At 70.9% G+C, this 14,840-nt stretch carries 16 protein-coding genes; 9 read left to right on the forward strand and 7 right to left on the reverse strand.

Features of this window, described 5'->3' with window-relative positions; translation table 11 throughout:
- Window positions 1-96: 96 nt before the first annotated feature.
- The 3 genes from GE300_RS08720 (at window position 97) to proC (ending at window position 2,123) form a co-directional block, all read left to right on the forward strand.
- Window positions 97-345 carry an accessory factor UbiK family protein gene (locus GE300_RS08720; protein WP_154446179.1) on the forward strand — a complete coding sequence of 83 codons (249 nt, stop codon included), beginning with the start codon at window positions 97-99 and terminating at the stop codon, window positions 343-345.
- A gap of 233 nt (window positions 346-578) precedes the next feature.
- Window positions 579-1,082 (forward strand): type III secretion system chaperone family protein, encoded by a 504-nt coding sequence (locus GE300_RS08725; protein WP_154446180.1) that lies wholly within the window; start codon window positions 579-581, stop codon window positions 1,080-1,082.
- Window positions 1,083-1,292: 210 nt separating this feature from the next.
- Window positions 1,293-2,123 carry a pyrroline-5-carboxylate reductase gene (gene proC, locus GE300_RS08730; RefSeq protein WP_154446181.1) on the forward strand — a complete coding sequence of 277 codons (831 nt, stop codon included), beginning with the start codon at window positions 1,293-1,295 and terminating at the stop codon, window positions 2,121-2,123.
- A 170-nt stretch (window positions 2,124-2,293) separates the two neighbouring features.
- Here the strand turns inward: proC and GE300_RS08735 are convergent, their stop codons facing one another.
- From GE300_RS08735 to GE300_RS08745, 3 genes are all read right to left on the reverse strand, one after another.
- Window positions 2,294-3,073, reverse strand: coding sequence for a Bax inhibitor-1/YccA family protein (locus GE300_RS08735; RefSeq protein ID WP_154446182.1), 780 nt, complete (start codon window positions 3,071-3,073; stop codon window positions 2,294-2,296).
- A 169-nt stretch (window positions 3,074-3,242) separates the two neighbouring features.
- Window positions 3,243-5,801 (reverse strand): ABC transporter permease, encoded by a 2,559-nt coding sequence (locus GE300_RS08740; RefSeq protein ID WP_154446183.1) that lies wholly within the window; start codon window positions 5,799-5,801, stop codon window positions 3,243-3,245.
- Complete coding sequence (locus GE300_RS08745) at window positions 5,798-6,487, reverse strand: ABC transporter ATP-binding protein (RefSeq protein WP_154446184.1); 690 nt, start codon at window positions 6,485-6,487, stop codon at window positions 5,798-5,800. Before GE300_RS08745 ends, GE300_RS08740 begins: the two co-directional genes overlap by 4 nt.
- Here GE300_RS08745 and GE300_RS08750 point away from each other — a divergent pair.
- On the forward strand, window positions 6,486-7,196 hold the full coding sequence (locus GE300_RS08750; protein WP_154446185.1) for an arylesterase: 711 nt from the start codon (window positions 6,486-6,488) through the stop codon (window positions 7,194-7,196). The genes GE300_RS08745 and GE300_RS08750 overlap by 2 nt on opposite strands.
- Before the next feature lie 66 nt (window positions 7,197-7,262).
- Here the strand turns inward: GE300_RS08750 and GE300_RS08755 are convergent, their stop codons facing one another.
- Window positions 7,263-7,475 (reverse strand): hypothetical protein, encoded by a 213-nt coding sequence (locus tag GE300_RS08755; protein WP_154446186.1) that lies wholly within the window; start codon window positions 7,473-7,475, stop codon window positions 7,263-7,265.
- A gap of 123 nt (window positions 7,476-7,598) precedes the next feature.
- On the opposite strand from GE300_RS08755, the gene GE300_RS08760 reads away from it, so the two are divergent.
- Window positions 7,599-8,471 (forward strand): LysR family transcriptional regulator, encoded by an 873-nt coding sequence (locus tag GE300_RS08760; RefSeq protein WP_154446187.1) that lies wholly within the window; start codon window positions 7,599-7,601, stop codon window positions 8,469-8,471.
- Window positions 8,472-8,521: 50 nt separating this feature from the next.
- Here GE300_RS08760 and GE300_RS08765 read toward each other — a convergent pair whose 3' ends face one another.
- Complete coding sequence (locus GE300_RS08765; RefSeq protein ID WP_154446188.1) at window positions 8,522-9,478, reverse strand: NADPH:quinone oxidoreductase family protein; 957 nt, start codon at window positions 9,476-9,478, stop codon at window positions 8,522-8,524.
- Between the two features lie 126 nt (window positions 9,479-9,604).
- Here GE300_RS08765 and typA point away from each other — a divergent pair, with 126 nt between their 5' ends.
- The 3 genes from typA (at window position 9,605) to hisN (ending at window position 12,942) form a co-directional block, all read left to right on the forward strand.
- Complete coding sequence (gene typA / locus GE300_RS08770) at window positions 9,605-11,422, forward strand: translational GTPase TypA (RefSeq protein ID WP_154446189.1); 1,818 nt, start codon at window positions 9,605-9,607, stop codon at window positions 11,420-11,422.
- A gap of 240 nt (window positions 11,423-11,662) precedes the next feature.
- Window positions 11,663-12,043 (forward strand): helix-turn-helix domain-containing protein, encoded by a 381-nt coding sequence (locus tag GE300_RS08775; protein ID WP_154446190.1) that lies wholly within the window; start codon window positions 11,663-11,665, stop codon window positions 12,041-12,043.
- 86 nt (window positions 12,044-12,129) lie between these two features.
- A complete protein-coding gene (hisN, locus tag GE300_RS08780; RefSeq protein WP_154446191.1) occupies window positions 12,130-12,942 on the forward strand; it encodes a histidinol-phosphatase in 813 nt (270 codons plus the stop codon).
- On the opposite strand, the gene GE300_RS08785 is transcribed toward hisN, so the two are convergent.
- Both GE300_RS08785 and GE300_RS08790 read right to left on the reverse strand, forming a co-directional pair.
- A complete protein-coding gene (locus GE300_RS08785; RefSeq protein WP_325063164.1) occupies window positions 12,926-13,837 on the reverse strand; it encodes an alpha/beta hydrolase in 912 nt (303 codons plus the stop codon). The genes hisN and GE300_RS08785 overlap by 17 nt on opposite strands.
- A gap of 59 nt (window positions 13,838-13,896) precedes the next feature.
- Window positions 13,897-14,187, reverse strand: coding sequence for an SCP2 sterol-binding domain-containing protein (locus GE300_RS08790; protein ID WP_154446193.1), 291 nt, complete (start codon window positions 14,185-14,187; stop codon window positions 13,897-13,899).
- Window positions 14,188-14,338: 151 nt separating this feature from the next.
- On the opposite strand from GE300_RS08790, the gene GE300_RS08795 reads away from it, so the two are divergent.
- Window positions 14,339-14,836 carry a tetratricopeptide repeat protein gene (locus tag GE300_RS08795; RefSeq protein WP_154446194.1) on the forward strand — a complete coding sequence of 166 codons (498 nt, stop codon included), beginning with the start codon at window positions 14,339-14,341 and terminating at the stop codon, window positions 14,834-14,836.
- Window positions 14,837-14,840: the final 4 nt, after the last annotated feature.

The raw sequence follows: 14,840 nt of genomic DNA on the forward strand, positions 1-14,840 counted from the left end.
CGGTGATCTCCTGATGCAGGGGTGAAGTCAAGCGCCGCCTTGGCAATCGGGGTGCGCGCCCCCATTATCTGAAGCAACCAGGAGGACGAGGCGACCATGCAGACCCGGAACAAGATCTTCGACGACATCAGCCAGCTGATGACCAATGCCATGGGTGTCGCCCAGGGCGCGCGGGAAGAGGCCGAGACCGCCGTGCGTGGCCTGATGGACCGCTGGCTGGCCGATCGCGACCTGGTGACGCGCGAGGAGTTCGACGCGGTGCTGGCCATGGCCCAGAAGGCGCGCGAGGAGAACGCCGCGCTGCAGGCGCGGATCGAGGCGCTGGAGGCAAGGCTGGCCGAGTGAGTCGCCGCAGCGCCGAGGCGCCGCGCGCGGCCGGCGCCGCCGCGCGACCGCGGGAGAGTTCGTGCGCCCGCCCCTTGACCGTCATCGGGGTTTGACGATTTTCTTCTTTACAGGCTCGGAATTTCTGCCACGATATGTTGTGGGTCGGATGCAAATCTTAACGATCCATGGACATCCCCACAGCCCCTAGCGGGGTTCGCTCCGCCGGAGGCCATAGCCAGAGGGACCGAGGCATGAGCATTGTCGAACACGACTTCCTCACCGAAGAGCTGCACCCCATCGACATCGTCGAGACGCTGGCCGAGCGTCACGAATGGGATTTCGACCGGGTCGCCGAGGATCAGATCGCGATGGCGATCGAGGGCGACTGGCGGACCTACTCGCTCACCCTGGCCTGGTCCGGGCACGACGAGACGCTGCGGCTGATCTGTGCCTTCGACATGGAGCCCCCCGAGGCGCGGCTGCCGGCGCTGACCGCCACCATGGAGCGCGCCAACGACCGCTGCTGGGCCGGCGCCTTCACCCTGTGGCCGGAGCAGAAGCTGATGGTCTGGCGCTACGGGCTGATCCTGGCCGGGGGCGCCACCGCCTCGGCCGAGCAGATCGTCGAGATGGTGCGCGTCGCCGTCACCACCTCGGAGCGCTTCTTCCCGGCGTTCCAGATGGTCTGCTGGGGTGACGAGACGCCGCAGAAGGCGATGCAGATCGCGATGACCGAAGCCTACGGGCGCGCATGAGATTCTGATCCCGACGCCCGGCCAGTGCCGGGCGCCGGACCCACGGGCCGGACGCCACACCTCCCCCCCCAAACCGTCCGGTTCCTACCGGCCGGGCGCCTCTCCCCAAAACCAGCGCCCGGCCGTTTCCCGTTTCCGCCTTCCAGGTCTTGCGGCGCTTGACAGCGCATCGCGCCGCCCGCTAACGGCGGTCCAGCAAGGGGGGACCGGATGAGCTTCGAGACACTTTCCCGAGACGGCATACTGCTGCTGGGCTGCGGCAAGATGGGCTCGGCCCTGCTGGAGGGCTGGCTGGCCGCCGGGCTGCCGCCCCCGGCGGTGCATGTGCGCGACCCGAACCCAGGTCCGCGGCTGCAGGCGCTGCGCGCCGAGGGGCTGGCGCTGAACGGCGATCTGCCCGCCGCGCCGGCGCTGTGCCTGATCGCCGTCAAGCCGCAGATCATGGACGAGGCGCTGCCCGACGCCGCGGCGCTGGGCGGCGGCGGCACGGTGATCCTGTCGATCGCCGCCGGCACCCCGATCGCGCGCTTCGAGGCCGCCTTCGGGCCGCGCACGCCGGTGGTGCGCGCGATGCCGAACACGCCGGCGGCGGTGGGGCGGGGCATCACCGCCATCGTCGGCAACGCCGCCGCGACGGACGCGCACCTGGCGCTGGCCGAACAGGTGCTGTCCGCCGTGGGCGAGGTCGTCCGCCTGCAGGACGAAGGCCAGATGGATGCGGTCACCGGCGTCTCGGGCTCGGGACCGGCCTATGTCTTTCACCTGATCGAGTGCCTGGCCGCCGCCGGCGCGGCCGAGGGCCTGCCGCCGGCGCTGGCGCTGCAGCTGGCGCGCGCCACCGTGGCCGGCGCCGGCGCGCTGGCCACCGCGCCGGGGGCCGAGGATCCGGCGACGCTGCGCCGCAACGTCACCAGCCCGAACGGCACCACCGCCGCGGGTCTCGAGGTGCTGATGGACGAACGCGCCGGCCTGCCGCCGTTGATCCGCGCCACCGTGGCGGCCGCGACTCGGCGCAGCCGGGAGCTTGCCGGGCCGCGCTAGGGCCGCGACAGCGCCGTGGGGCGAGGCGGGCGCCCGCGTTCCCCCGGCGATCGGCGTTCAGCAGGTGCGATCCGGCGCGCTGGCGGACGGCTGCGGTCAGGTCAGGCGGCGCGCAATGAAAAAGGCCGGCGCGGGGCCGGCCTTTCGCTGGTTCGGGGGTCCGCCGCGGATCACTCGCGGTTGCCGAGGAATTGCAGCAGGAACATGAACAGGTTGATGAAGTCCAGGTACAGGTTCAGCGCACCCATGATCGCCGCCTTGCCCAGCCAGTCGCCGGCGCCGGCGTTGACCATCTCCAGGTACTGGGTCTTGATCCGCTGCGTGTCGTAGGCGGTTAGGCCGGCGAAGATCAGCACGCCGATCGCCGAGATCGCGAACTGCACCGCCGGGCTGGCGAGGAAGATGTTCACCACCATCGCCACGATCAGGCCGATCAGGCCCATGATCAGGAACGACCCCCAGCCCGAGATGTCCTTCTTGGTGGTGTAGCCGTACAGGCTGAGACCGGCGAAGGCGATCGCGGTGATCAGGAAGGTCTGCACAATCGAGTAGCCGGTGAACACCAGGAAGATCGAGCTGAGCGACAGGCCCATCACCGCAGCGAACGCATAGAAGGTCAACTGGGCGGCGGCCTCGGACAGCCGGTTGATGCCCGCGCTCAGGCCGAACACGAAGGCCAGCGGCGCGAACATGATCACCCAGCGCAGCGGCGAGGTGTAGATCGCCGCGCCGAAGCTGTTCAGGTACTTGTCAGCGCCGATCTGCGCCACCGCCAGCGACGGGTCGGTGGTGACCGCCAGGCCCGAGATCGCCCACGCCGCCAGGGCGGTGATCAGCATGCCTACGGACATGGTGCCGTAGACCTTGTTCATGTGCGCGCGCAGGCCCTGGTCGATCTGCGCGGTGCGAACGCCTGCGCTCGAGCGCCGGACAGTTTCGAATTCGGCCATACATTCCTCCATAAGTCAGCCCATGCACGGAACGCCGAGCGTCCGGCAGTTGCAATTGATATTGGCAGATAGCCCCTGCAATTCAAGTACCTCGGCGCCCGCCCCGACGCATTTCATGACGATTTTCGTCATGTTCCGGCGCAGCTTGCGGCAACCGCCCGGCCGCGGCTCAGTCCTGGGCGCGCAGCACCCGCGCCGGGCGGCTGGTCAGCGGCCGCCAGGCGAACACCAGCCCGGCCAGCAGCGCCGCCAGCGCGCCGCCGGCGACGATCGCCAGCGCCGAGACCGGCTCGAACACGTAGTCGGTCTCCATCACGAAGCGCATCACCCCCCAGCCGGCCAGCCCGCCGGCCAGGATCGCCACCGCGCCCGCCGCCGAGCCCAGGATCGCCGAGCGCAGCGCGAAGCTGGCCAGGATCCGCGCCCGCGTCGCGCCGACGGTCTTCAGCACCGCCGCCTCGAACACCCGCCGCCGCTCGCCCGCCGCCGCCGCGCCGATCAGCACCACGAAGCCGGTCAGCAGCGTCGCCGCCGCGCCGTAACGCACCGCCGCCGCCAGCCCGTCCAGCGCCTGCGTCACCTGGTCGATCGCCTCGCGCACGGAGATCGCGGTGATGTTGGGATAGGCCCCGCCCAGGGTGCGCAGCAGGCTGCCCTCGACGCCGCGATCGGCGTAGACCGTGGCGATATAGGTGTGCGGCGCGCCGGCCAGCGCGCCGGGGTTGAGCAGCATCACGAAGTTGATGCCCATGTCCTGGAACTCGACCTTGCGGAAGTTGGCGATGGTCGCGGTCAGGTCGCGCCCCAGCACGTTGACGGTGACCTCGTCGCCCAGCTGCAGCCCCATCTCGCGCGCCTCTTCCTCGGCAAAGCTCAGCAGCGGCGGGCCGTCGTAATCCTCGGGCCACCAGTCGCCGGCCAGGATCTCGGTGCCGTCGGGCGGGGTCGCGGCATAGGTCACACCGCGGTCGCCGCGCAGCACCCAGTGGCTTTCGCCGGTGCTGGCGCGGACATAGGCGCGGGCGTTCTCGCCGTTGATCCGGGTCAGGATGCCGCGCAGCATCGGCGCGGTCTCGATCCCGGTGACGCCATCAGACTGCCGGGTACGCACGAGGAAGCCGTCCAGCTGGTCGGGCTGGATGTCGATGAAGAAATAGGCCGGCGCGATCTCCGGGATCTCGCGTTGGATCGCGCCGCGCAGGTTGCTGTCGATCTGACCGATGGTGGCGAGCACCGTCAGCCCGAGACCCAGCGACAGGGTGACCGCCGCGGTCTCGCCCCCCGGCCCGCCGACCGCGCCCAGCGCCAGCCGCAGCGACGGCCGGCCGCGGGCCAGCGCCGAATGCGCCAGCCGCCGCGCCAGCCAGCGCACGCCGCGCGCCGCCAGCAGCAGCGCGCCCAGCACGGCCAGCACCCCGGCGGCAGACCACAGCGCCAGGAACTCCATGTCCGACAGCCAGGTGGCGGCGGCGATCAGCACACCGGCCAGCGCCGCGATCAGCGCGATGAAGCGCCGCGACGGCAGGTGGCGGTCGGCTTCGGTGACGTCGCGGAACAGCCCCGCGGCGCGAATCCGCCGGGCCCGCGCCAGCGGCCAGAGCGTGAAGATCAGCGCCGTCATCAGCCCGTAGAATGCCGCCTCGGCCAGCGGCGCGGAATAGAGGCCGAACTCTGCCGGCACCGGCAGCCGCGCCTCGATCACCGGCGCGAACAGCCACGGGATGCCGGCGCCCAGCACCAGACCCAGGCCGACGCCGGCCAGCGCCAGCACGCCGATCTGCATCAGGTAGATCGCGAAGATCGTGCCGCCCTGCGCGCCCACCGTCTTCAGCGTGGCGATGGTCGCGGTCTTGCCCTCGATGTAGCTGCGCACCGCCGCCGAGACGCCGACGCCGCCGACCGCCAGCCCGGCGAGGCCGACCAGCACCAGGAAGGCGCTGAGCCGGTCGACGAAGCGCGAGACGCTGGGCGTGCCGTTGCGGTTGTCGCGCCAGGACAGACCGGCGTCGCGGAAGCGCCGCTGCGCCTCGCGGCCCAGCGCGACGACGTTGGCCTCGGGCGGCAGCGCCAGCCGGTAGGCGGTCTCGAACAGGGTGCCGGTGGTGATCAGCCCGCTGCCCTCGAGCGCGTCCGTCGCGACGATGATGCGCGGCCCCAGCGCGAAGCTGGCGGTGACGCCGTCTGGCTCGCGCAGCAGCGCCGCCATCAGCCGGAAATCCTGGGTGCCCAGCCGCAGCACGTCGCCGGGCGCCAGCGCCAGCCGGTCCAGCAGCGCGGGCGCGGCGACCAGCCCCGGCAGCCCGTCGGCGCCGGCCAGCGCCTGCGCCAGCGGCATCGGCGGGTCCAGCGCGACCGAGCCGAACAGCGGGTAGGCGGCGTCCACGCCCTTGACCTGGGTCAGCGCCCGCTCCGCCGCGCCGTCCGGATCGGCGACCGCCATCGAGCGGAAATCGACCACCTCGGACAGCCGGTCGGAATTTTCTTCGAGCCAGGCGCTTTCCTCGTCGGTGGCGAAGCGATAGGTGAACTCGGCCTCGGCGTCGCCGCCCAGCAGCGCCGAGGCCTCGCGCTCCAGCCCGGCCTGGATCGCGGTGCGGACCGAGCCGACGGCGGCGATCGCGGCGACGCCCAGCGCCAGGCAGATCAGGAAGATGCGGAACCCCGACAGCCCGCCGCGCAACTCGCGCCCGGCGATGCGGGCGGCGGCGCGCAGCTGCGGGCGGCTCATTCCGCGGCCTCGGCCATCCGGTCCAGTCGTCCGTCGCGCAGCCGGATCACCCGGTCGCAGCGCTCGGCCAGTTCGCGGGCGTGGGTGACCAGCACCAGCGTCGCGCCGTGGCGGTCGCGCAGCCCGAACAGCATCTGCATGATCGCCTCGCCGTTGACGCCGTCGAGGTTGCCGGTGGGCTCGTCGGCCAGCAGGATCTCGGGGCGCGGCGCGGCGGCGCGGGCCAGCGCCACGCGCTGCTGCTCGCCGCCGGACAGCTGCCCCGGGTAGTGGTCCATGCGGTCGCCCAGGCCGACGGCGCGCAGCTCGTCGGCGGCGCGGTCGAAGGCGTCGCGGGCGCCGGCCAGCTCCAGCGGCGTGGCGACGTTCTCCAGCGCGGTCATCGTCGGGATCAGGTGGAAAGACTGGAACACGACACCCATATGATCGCGGCGGAACAGCGCCAGCTCGTCCTCGTCCATCGCCGTCATGTCGTGGCCCAGCACGCCGACCCGCCCGCCGGTGGCCTGTTCCAGCCCGCCCATGATCATGAGGAGAGAGGATTTGCCAGACCCGCTCGGACCGACCAGACCCAGCGTCTCGCCCCGGTTCACCTTCAGCGTGATGTCCTTGAGGATCTCGACCTTGCCGGCGTTGCCCATCAGGGTCAGGCTGGCCTCGCTCAGCGAGATAACGGGGTCGGTCATGAAATCTCTTTCCAGTGGTGTGCGCAAACCTGCATATGGGAGCGGTGCGGCGGCACGCAAGGCAGTTGCGGTCCTGCTGGCGCTGCTGCTGACCGCAGCGGCGGCCGCCGCGCAGGTTCAGGAGCGGATCACCATCGCCGCGCTGGGCGACAGCCTGACCCAGGGCTACGGGCTGCCGCCCGAGGACGGCTTCGTGCCGCAGCTGCAGGCGTGGCTGAACGCGAACGGCCATCCCGAGGTCGAGGTGATCAACGCCGGCGTGTCCGGCGACACCACCGCCGGCGGGCTGTCGCGGATCGGCTGGACGCTGTCGGACGAGGTCGACGCGGTGATCGTGGCGCTGGGCGGCAACGACGTGCTGCGCGGCCTCGATCCGGCGGCCTCGCGCGCCAACCTGGACGGGATCCTGTCGGCGATCGGGGAGCGCGGCGTGCCGGCGCTGGTCGCCGGCATGCAGGCGCCGGGGAACTACGGGCCGGACTACAAGCGGGAGTTCGACGCCATGTTCCCGGAACTGGCCGAGGCGCACGGCGCGATCCTGTACCCGTTCTTCCTGCAGGGGCTGACCGGCGAGGACGGCGGCAGTCTGGCGCAGGTGCGCGAGCTGATGCAGGGGGATGGCATTCATCCCAACGCGCAGGGCGTGGCGCAGATCGTCCGGGACATCGGGCCTTATGTGGCCCGGCTGGTGGACCGGGCGCAATCCTGAGGCGGATGCGCCCGGTTCAGGTTCGGGCTTGGCGGGAGGCGCGCCAGCGCGGCGTGGCGGGCGCGGTCACGGGTCGAGCAGGTCGCGCGGGTGCTTGCGGCGCACGGTGGCGTGACCGTCGAGCAGGCCGACGTCGCGGCGCAGGTGATCGTCCAGCCGGCCCAGCGCGTGACGCTGCCGGAAGGCGGCGTCGCGCGACAGAACGAAGCGCAGCAGGCGCTGCCAGAGCGAGGGGTGCCGCAGGCCATAGCCGGCCGTGCCGAGGCTGACATGTTCCATGATGTAATCCATTCCAGATCGTGATGCAAACTGCCCGACTCATGTCGGACATTGATCCATATGCCCCTTTGCGATACATTGCACAAATGAATGATTCATGACGATCTCATCAGGAATTGTGATATGCCGCGAAACCTCGACCTGACCGCCCTGCGCGCCTTCGTCACCGTCGCCGAAACCGGCGGCGTGACCCGGGCGGCGGGGCAGCTGAACCTGACGCAGAGCGCGGTCTCGATGCAGCTGAAGCGGCTCGAGGAATCGCTGGGCCAGCCGCTGCTCGACCGATCGGGGCGTGGCATCGCGCTGACCGCGCACGGCGAGCAGCTGGTCAGCTATGGCCGCCGCATGCTGGCGCTGAACGACGAGATCTGGGGCAAGATGCGCGACGACGCGTTCGAGGGCGAGCTGCGCCTGGGCGTGCCGCACGACATCGTCTATCCCTACATCCCCGGCGTGCTGCAGCGCTTCGCCGCCGAGTTCCCGCGGGTGCGGGTGGAGCTGGTGTCGTCCTTCACCCGCGGGCTGAAGGAACAGTACGCCCGCGGCGAGCTGGACCTGATGCTGACCACCGAGCCGACCCCGGACCGCGGCGGCGAGGTGCTGGAACGGCTGCCGCTGAGCTGGGTCGGCGCGCCCGGCGGCGTCGCCTGGCGGCAGCGCCCGCTGCGCCTGGCGTTCGAGACCGCCTGCATCTTCCGCGCCGCCGTGCAGCGGGCGCTGGACGAGGCCGGGATCCCCTGGGACATGGTGGTGAACTCGGACAGCACGCGCACCGTCGATGCCACCGTCTCGGCGGATCTGGCGGTGCACGCCAACATCAACGGCAACTCCTCGCCCTACCTGGAGGAGATCGACCACGGCGGCGCGCTGCCCGAGCTGCCGGCGGTGGGGATCATCATGTACCGCCTGCCGCGCAGCGACGCGCCGCTGATCGATGCGCTGTGCGAGTTCGTTCGCGACGCCTACGGCCGGCGGGTGGCGAAGGCCGCCGAGTAGCGGCGGAGCTTGCGGCCGGCGGGCCAGACCGCCGGCCGCAAGCTCCGCCGCTATATCGTCACCACCACCTTGCCGGTGGCGGCGCGGCTGCGCAGCAGCTCGAGCGCGTCGTTCGCCCGGTCCAGCGGCACCTCGTGGCTGACGTGCGGGGCGATGCATCCCTGGTCGAACCAGTCGAACAGCGTCTGCAGCGCGCGCGGCAGCGCCTCCGGATGCAGCCTGGCGTGGCCGCCGAGGTAGAAGCCGATCACGCTGAGGTTCTTGACCAGCAGGATGTTCGCCGGGATCTGCGGCACCGTGCCCGAGGCGAACCCCAGCGGCAGCAGCCGTGCGCCGGGCCGTGTCGCGCGCAGCGCCTGGTCGAACAGCGCGCCGCCGACCGGGTCATAGACCACATCGGCGCCGCCCAGCGCCTTGACCTCGGCGCGCAGGTCGGCGCCGTCGCTGTCGATCAGGTGGTGCGCGCCGGCGCGCCGGGCGACCGCCAGCTTGCCCGCGCCGCGCGCGCAGGCGATCACCGTCGCGCCCATCTGCCGCCCGACCTCGACCGCGGTCAGTCCGACGCCGCCGGCGGCGCCCAGCACCAGCAGCGTCTCGCCCGGCGCCAGCGCCGCGCGCTGCAGCGCGATCAGGCTGGTGGCGTAGGCGATGATGAACCCGGCGGCCTGGGCGTCGGTCATCCCTTCCGGCACCGGCACGCACGCCGCCGCCGGCAGGCAGACCGCCTCGGCGAAGCCGCCGGCGCCGGGCATCGCGGCGACGCGGCGGCCCAGCAGCGCCGGCTCCGCCCCCGGCCCCAGCGCGGCGACGGTGCCGCAGACCTCCATGCCGGGGGTGAAGGGCGGCGCCTGCCGCTCCTGGTAGCGGCCGTCGATCATCAGCGTGTCGGCGAAGTTCACCCCGCAGGCGCGGACCTGAATCCGCACCTCGCCCGGACCCGGTACCGGATCGGGCAGATCCTCGGCCACCATCCTTGCGCCCAGCGTCCGTACCCGCATCGCCCGCATCGGATCCTCCTGTTGTTGCGGCGCAGCATACCCGCGCGGAAGGAGGCGGGGAAGCCCAGTTGCCTTTTGCCGGCGGCGCGCGTATGGCCTGCGCGACACACTCATCACAATCGAGGGTTCGGGCCGATGGAGCTTCGGAACATCGCCATTATCGCGCACGTCGATCATGGCAAGACCACGCTGGTCGACGCCATGCTGGCGCAGTCCGGCACCTGGCGCGAAGGGGCGGCGGTGCAGGAACGCGCCATGGACAGCAACGACCTGGAGCGGGAGCGCGGCATCACCATCCTCGCCAAGGCCACCAGCGTCGAATGGCAGGGCGCGCGCGTCAACATCGTCGACACGCCCGGCCACGCCGATTTCGGCGGCGAGGTGGAGCGCATCCTCAGCATGGTCGACGGCGTGGTGCTGCTGGTCGACGCCGCCGAGGGGCCGATGCCGCAGACCAAGTTCGTCACCTCGAAGGCGCTGGCGCTGGGCCTGCGGCCGATCGTGGTGCTGAACAAGGTCGACAAGCCCGACGCCGAGCCCGACCGCGCGCTGGACGAGGTGTTCGACCTGTTCGCGGGCCTGGACGCCGACGAGCACCAGCTGGATTTTCCGGTGCTCTACGCCTCGGGGCGCGCGGGCTGGGCGGACGAGGATCTGGAGGGGCCGCAGAAGGACCTGTCGGCGCTGTTCAAGCTGGTGCTGCGCCATGTGCCCGCGCCGAAGGTGATCGAGAAACGCGACCAGCCGTTCGCGATGCTGGCGACCACGCTGGCGGCGGACCCGTACCTGGGCCGGCTGCTGACCGGCCGGGTGGAAAGCGGCCGGCTGACCGCCGGCACCACGCTGCGCGCGCTCAGCCGCAACGGCAAGGAGGTCGAGCGGTTCCGCGTCACCAAGATCCTGGCATTCCGCGGCCTGTCGCAGCAGCCGATCGAGGTTGCCGAGGCGGGCGACATCGTCTCGCTGGCCGGCATGACGAAGGCGACCGTGGCCGACACGCTGTGCGACCCGGCGCTGGACATGCCGATCCCGGCGCAGCCGATCGACCCGCCGACGATCAGCGTCACCTTCTCGATCAACGACAGTCCGCTGGCTGGCCGCGACGGCGACAAGGTGCAGAGCCGGGTGATCCGCGCGCGGCTGATGCGCGAGGCCGAGTCGAACGTGGCGATCCAGGTCAGCGACACCCCCGGCGGCGAGGCCTTCGAGGTCGCCGGCCGCGGCGAGTTGCAGCTGGGCGTGCTGATCGAGAACATGCGCCGCGAGGGCTTCGAGCTGTCGGTGTCGCGCCCGCAGGTGCTGTTCCGCGACATCGACGGCCAGCGCAACGAGCCGATCGAGGAAGTCACCGTCGACGTCGACGAGGAATACGCCGGCGCGGTGGTCGAGAAGCTGGCCGGCCGCAAGGGCGAGCTGTCCGAGATGCGCACCGCCGCCGGCGGCAAGACGCGGATCGTCGCGCTGGTGCCGTCGCGCGGGCTGATCGGCTATCACGGCGAGTTCCTGACCGACACCCGCGGCACCGGCGTGCTGAACCGCGTGTTCCACAGCTGGGCGCCCTACAAGGGCAACATTCCCGGCCGCCGCGCCGGCGTGCTGATCTCGATGGAGAGCGGCAATGCGGTCGCCTATGCGTTGTTCAACCTTGAGGATCGGGGCTATTTCTTCGTCACCACGGGCGAGCAGGTCTACCAGGGCATGATCCTGGGCGAGCACAACCGCGAAAACGACCTTGAGGTGAACCCGCTGAAGGGCAAGAAGCTGACCAACGTGCGCGCCTCGGGCAAGGACGACGCCGTGACCCTGACCCCGCCGCGGCGTCTGAGCCTCGAGGAGGCGATCGCGTATATCGACCAGGACGAGCTGGTCGAGGTGACTCCGAACCACATCCGATTGCGCAAGCGGCACCTTGATCCGCACGAGCGCAAGCGGGCGTCGCGGGCCGCGGGGTGATGCGTCGGCGGATCACCGCCGCCGCGCTTTACAACTTTTGATTGTATTGTAATGTGTTGAACTGTGGCGAAAGTGTGCAAAAAATGCGTATCACCGGTTGAGCGCGCTGGATCAAACACGCTTTATGCTATAAAAGGGTCGTCACCAGTCGGCGATTTTCGTTCGTGCCACGGTTGAAGCCTCGGCTCTGACCAGAGTGCAGCGGGACGCGGGATTGGACACCGCATTGGGAGCAAGCACATGAAACATCCTGTCGACGCGCACGTCGGACAACGCATTCGCCACCGCCGGTGGATGCTCGGAATCACCCAGCAGCAACTTGGCGACGCCGTCGGGATCAAGTTCCAGCAGATCCAGAAATACGAGACCGGGATGAACCGTGTCAGCGCCTCTCGGCTCTGGGACATCGCCCGTGCGCTGGACGTCTCGATCAGCTTCTTCTTCGAGGGCCTCAGCGCCGAGGATGCCGCCGAGCATCCGGCGCAGGAAAAGGGCGACATGCCCCGCGACCTGATGGCCGACAAGGAGGCGATGGAACTGATTCGGTCGTACTACACGATCCCCGAGGCCCAGCGTCGCCGGCTGTTCGATCTGGCCCGCGTCCTGAGCGACGTGGCCTGACCGGTCAGCGAGTCCTGCCGCCCCTGCGCCGCATTGGTTAACGGCGCGGGGGCGTATTCACCTAAAATTGAGCGGATCGGAATGCGATGGGAGCCGTGCCGGAAACGCAGCACCCCGAGCTGATTTCGGTCGCGCATGCGCTGGCCGACGCGGCGGCTGCGGCGGTGATGCCGTACTTCCGCGCCGACCGGCTGACCACCGAAAACAAGGCGGCGGACGGCCGCTTCGACCCGGTCACCGAAGCCGACCGCGCCGCGGAGGCGGCGATGCGCACGGTCCTGGCCGAGCGCCGGCCGGACGACGCCGTGATGGGCGAGGAGGAGGCGCCGCGCCGCGGCACCTCGGGGCTGACCTGGGTGCTGGACCCGATCGACGGCACCCGCGCCTTCATGTCCGGGCTGCCGGTCTGGGGCACGCTGATCGGTCTCGACGCCGGGCAGGGGCCGGTGCTGGGGATGATCTCGCAACCCTATGTCGGCGAACGCTTCATCGGCGGCCTCGGCCAGTGCGCGCTGCAGCGCGACGGCGCCGCGGCGCGGCCGCTGCGCACCCGGGCCTGCGCCGATCTGGCGCAGGCGACGCTGTTCACCACCTTTCCGGAGATCGGGTCGGTCGCCGAGCGCCAGGGCTTCGCCGAGGTCAGCCGCCGTGCCCGGCTGACCCGCTACGGCACCGACTGCTACGCCTACGCGCTGCTGGCACTGGGCCAGATCGACCTGGTGATCGAGGCCGGGCTGCACAGCTATGACATCCAGGGGCCGCAGGCGGTGGTCGAGGCTGCCGGCGGCCGCGTCACTTCGTGGGATGGCGGGCCGGCGCATCACGGCGGCCGCATCCTGGCGTCGGGCGATCCGGCATTGCACGAGGTCGTGCTGGAGATCCTCAGCCGGGTGGAGTGACCCGGTCCAGAAAATCGCCGATGGCCGCCCAGGCCCGGGCCTGCAACGCCGGCGTCTCGATCATCACCTCGTGCCGGGCGCCCGGCAGTTCCAGCAGTTCGGCGTTCTTCTGCCGCGCGGATACCGTGCGGACCGCCCAGGGCGAGACCACCACCTCGGCGCCGCCGAGGATGGTCAGGATCGGCGTTTCGGGCTGCGGCGCGGCGCGCAGCGCCGCGGTCTCGATCAGCGCGGCGCGCAACCAGCCGATGCTGGGATCGCCGAGCCCGAGCTCGGGGACCTTGGCCACCTGCGCCAGCAGGCGGGTGTACTCCTCGGGATCCGAGGTCAGCACGTTGCCTTCGAAGCCCTGCGACATCAGGTACGGCCGCGGGGTGCCGCCGGGAATCGCCATCCGCCCGAGGCCGAACCGGCAGCAGACCGCGGCGGTGGCGCGGACCAGCGCGTCCGGGGCGCCGCCCATGCGGATCCCCCACATCGGCGCCGAGAACACTGCGGCGGCGGCGGGCAGCCCCTGCAGCAGCGCGCGCAGCCCGATGCAGCCGCCCATGGAATGCGCCAGCATCACGCGCGGTCCGGGTTCGGCGGCGACGGCGGGCTGCGCCAGCAGCGCCGCCAGGTCGGTCTGGTAGTCGAGGAACCGCCGCACATGGCCGATCATCGGCCGCCGCCGGTTGCGGTCGGACAGGCCCTGGCCGCGCCAGTCCAGCGCCGCGACCGAGAACCCCATCGCCGTCAGGCGCTGCGCCGTCGGGCCGTATTTCTCGACGAACTCGGCCCGCCCCTGCAGCAGCGCGACCAGGCCGCGGCCGCCGCCGCGCCACAGCACGACGCGCAGCCGCACGCCGTCGGCGGCACGCACCCAGGTGCACAGGTCGGGAGCCGGCCCCGCCACGATGTCCGCGTGCCAGGGGGCGCGGGCGGGGGCCGGGCCCGGGGACGGCGCCAGGGGCCTCAGGACAGGATCGAGCCCAGTTTCATCGCCAGTCCCATGTCGCCATCGACGCTGAGCTGGCCGGACATGAACGCCGAGGTCGGGTTGACGTCGCCCTCCAGGATGCCGCGGAAGGTCTCGGCGTCCGCGGTCATCACCACGTCCGCGTCCGAATCGTCCTCGCGGACGCCGGACTGGTCGAGCCGGATCGCGCCCTCGTCCTCGATCACGAACTTGGCCGAGAAGTCGACCTGGTCGGTATCGACCTTCCGCCGCAGCGCCTCGATCGCGGCGTTGAGTGTGTCGCTCATGAAAGTCCTTCCTGAGTATCTTGCCCCTGCGAGCGGGCTCGCAATTGTGGTCCGGGATGCTAATCTATCTACCATGAGACGTCTGGCCACCCCAATCCTTCTCCTTGCGGCATGTTGGCTGCCCGCCGTGTCCGCGGCGCACGCCCAGAGCGTGTCCGAGCGCGAAGCGCGGACCGCGCGCGCCGAGGACCTGCTGGCGGAACTGGCCGACCCCGAGCTGCGCACCTGGGAGGCGACCGAGAAGCGGCTGGTCGAGCTGTGGTCGCGTTCCGGTTCGGCCACGGCGGACCTGCTGCTCAAGCGCGGTCAGGATGCATTGGACGCCGAGGACTACACCACCGCCATCGAGCACCTGACCGCGCTGACCGACCATGCCCCGGATTTCGCCGAGGGCTGGCACGCGCGCGCCACCGCCTTCTACCTGATCGAGGAGTTCGGCCTGGCGCTGACCGACCTGCAGCGCGCGCTGGCGCTGAACCCGAACCATTTCAGCGCGCTCACCGGTGTCGGCATCGTGCTCGAGGAGTTGGGGCAGCCCGAGGCCGCGCTCGCGGCGATGCGGCGGGCGCAGAAGCTGAATCCGCACCGTGGCAACATCCGCGATTCGATCCGCCGGCTCGAATACCGGCTTGGCGAAACCACCCTCTGAGGAC

The sequence above is a fragment of the Halovulum marinum genome (assembly GCF_009697225.1).
GTDB classification, from domain to species: Bacteria; Pseudomonadota; Alphaproteobacteria; order Rhodobacterales; family Rhodobacteraceae; genus Halovulum; species Halovulum marinum.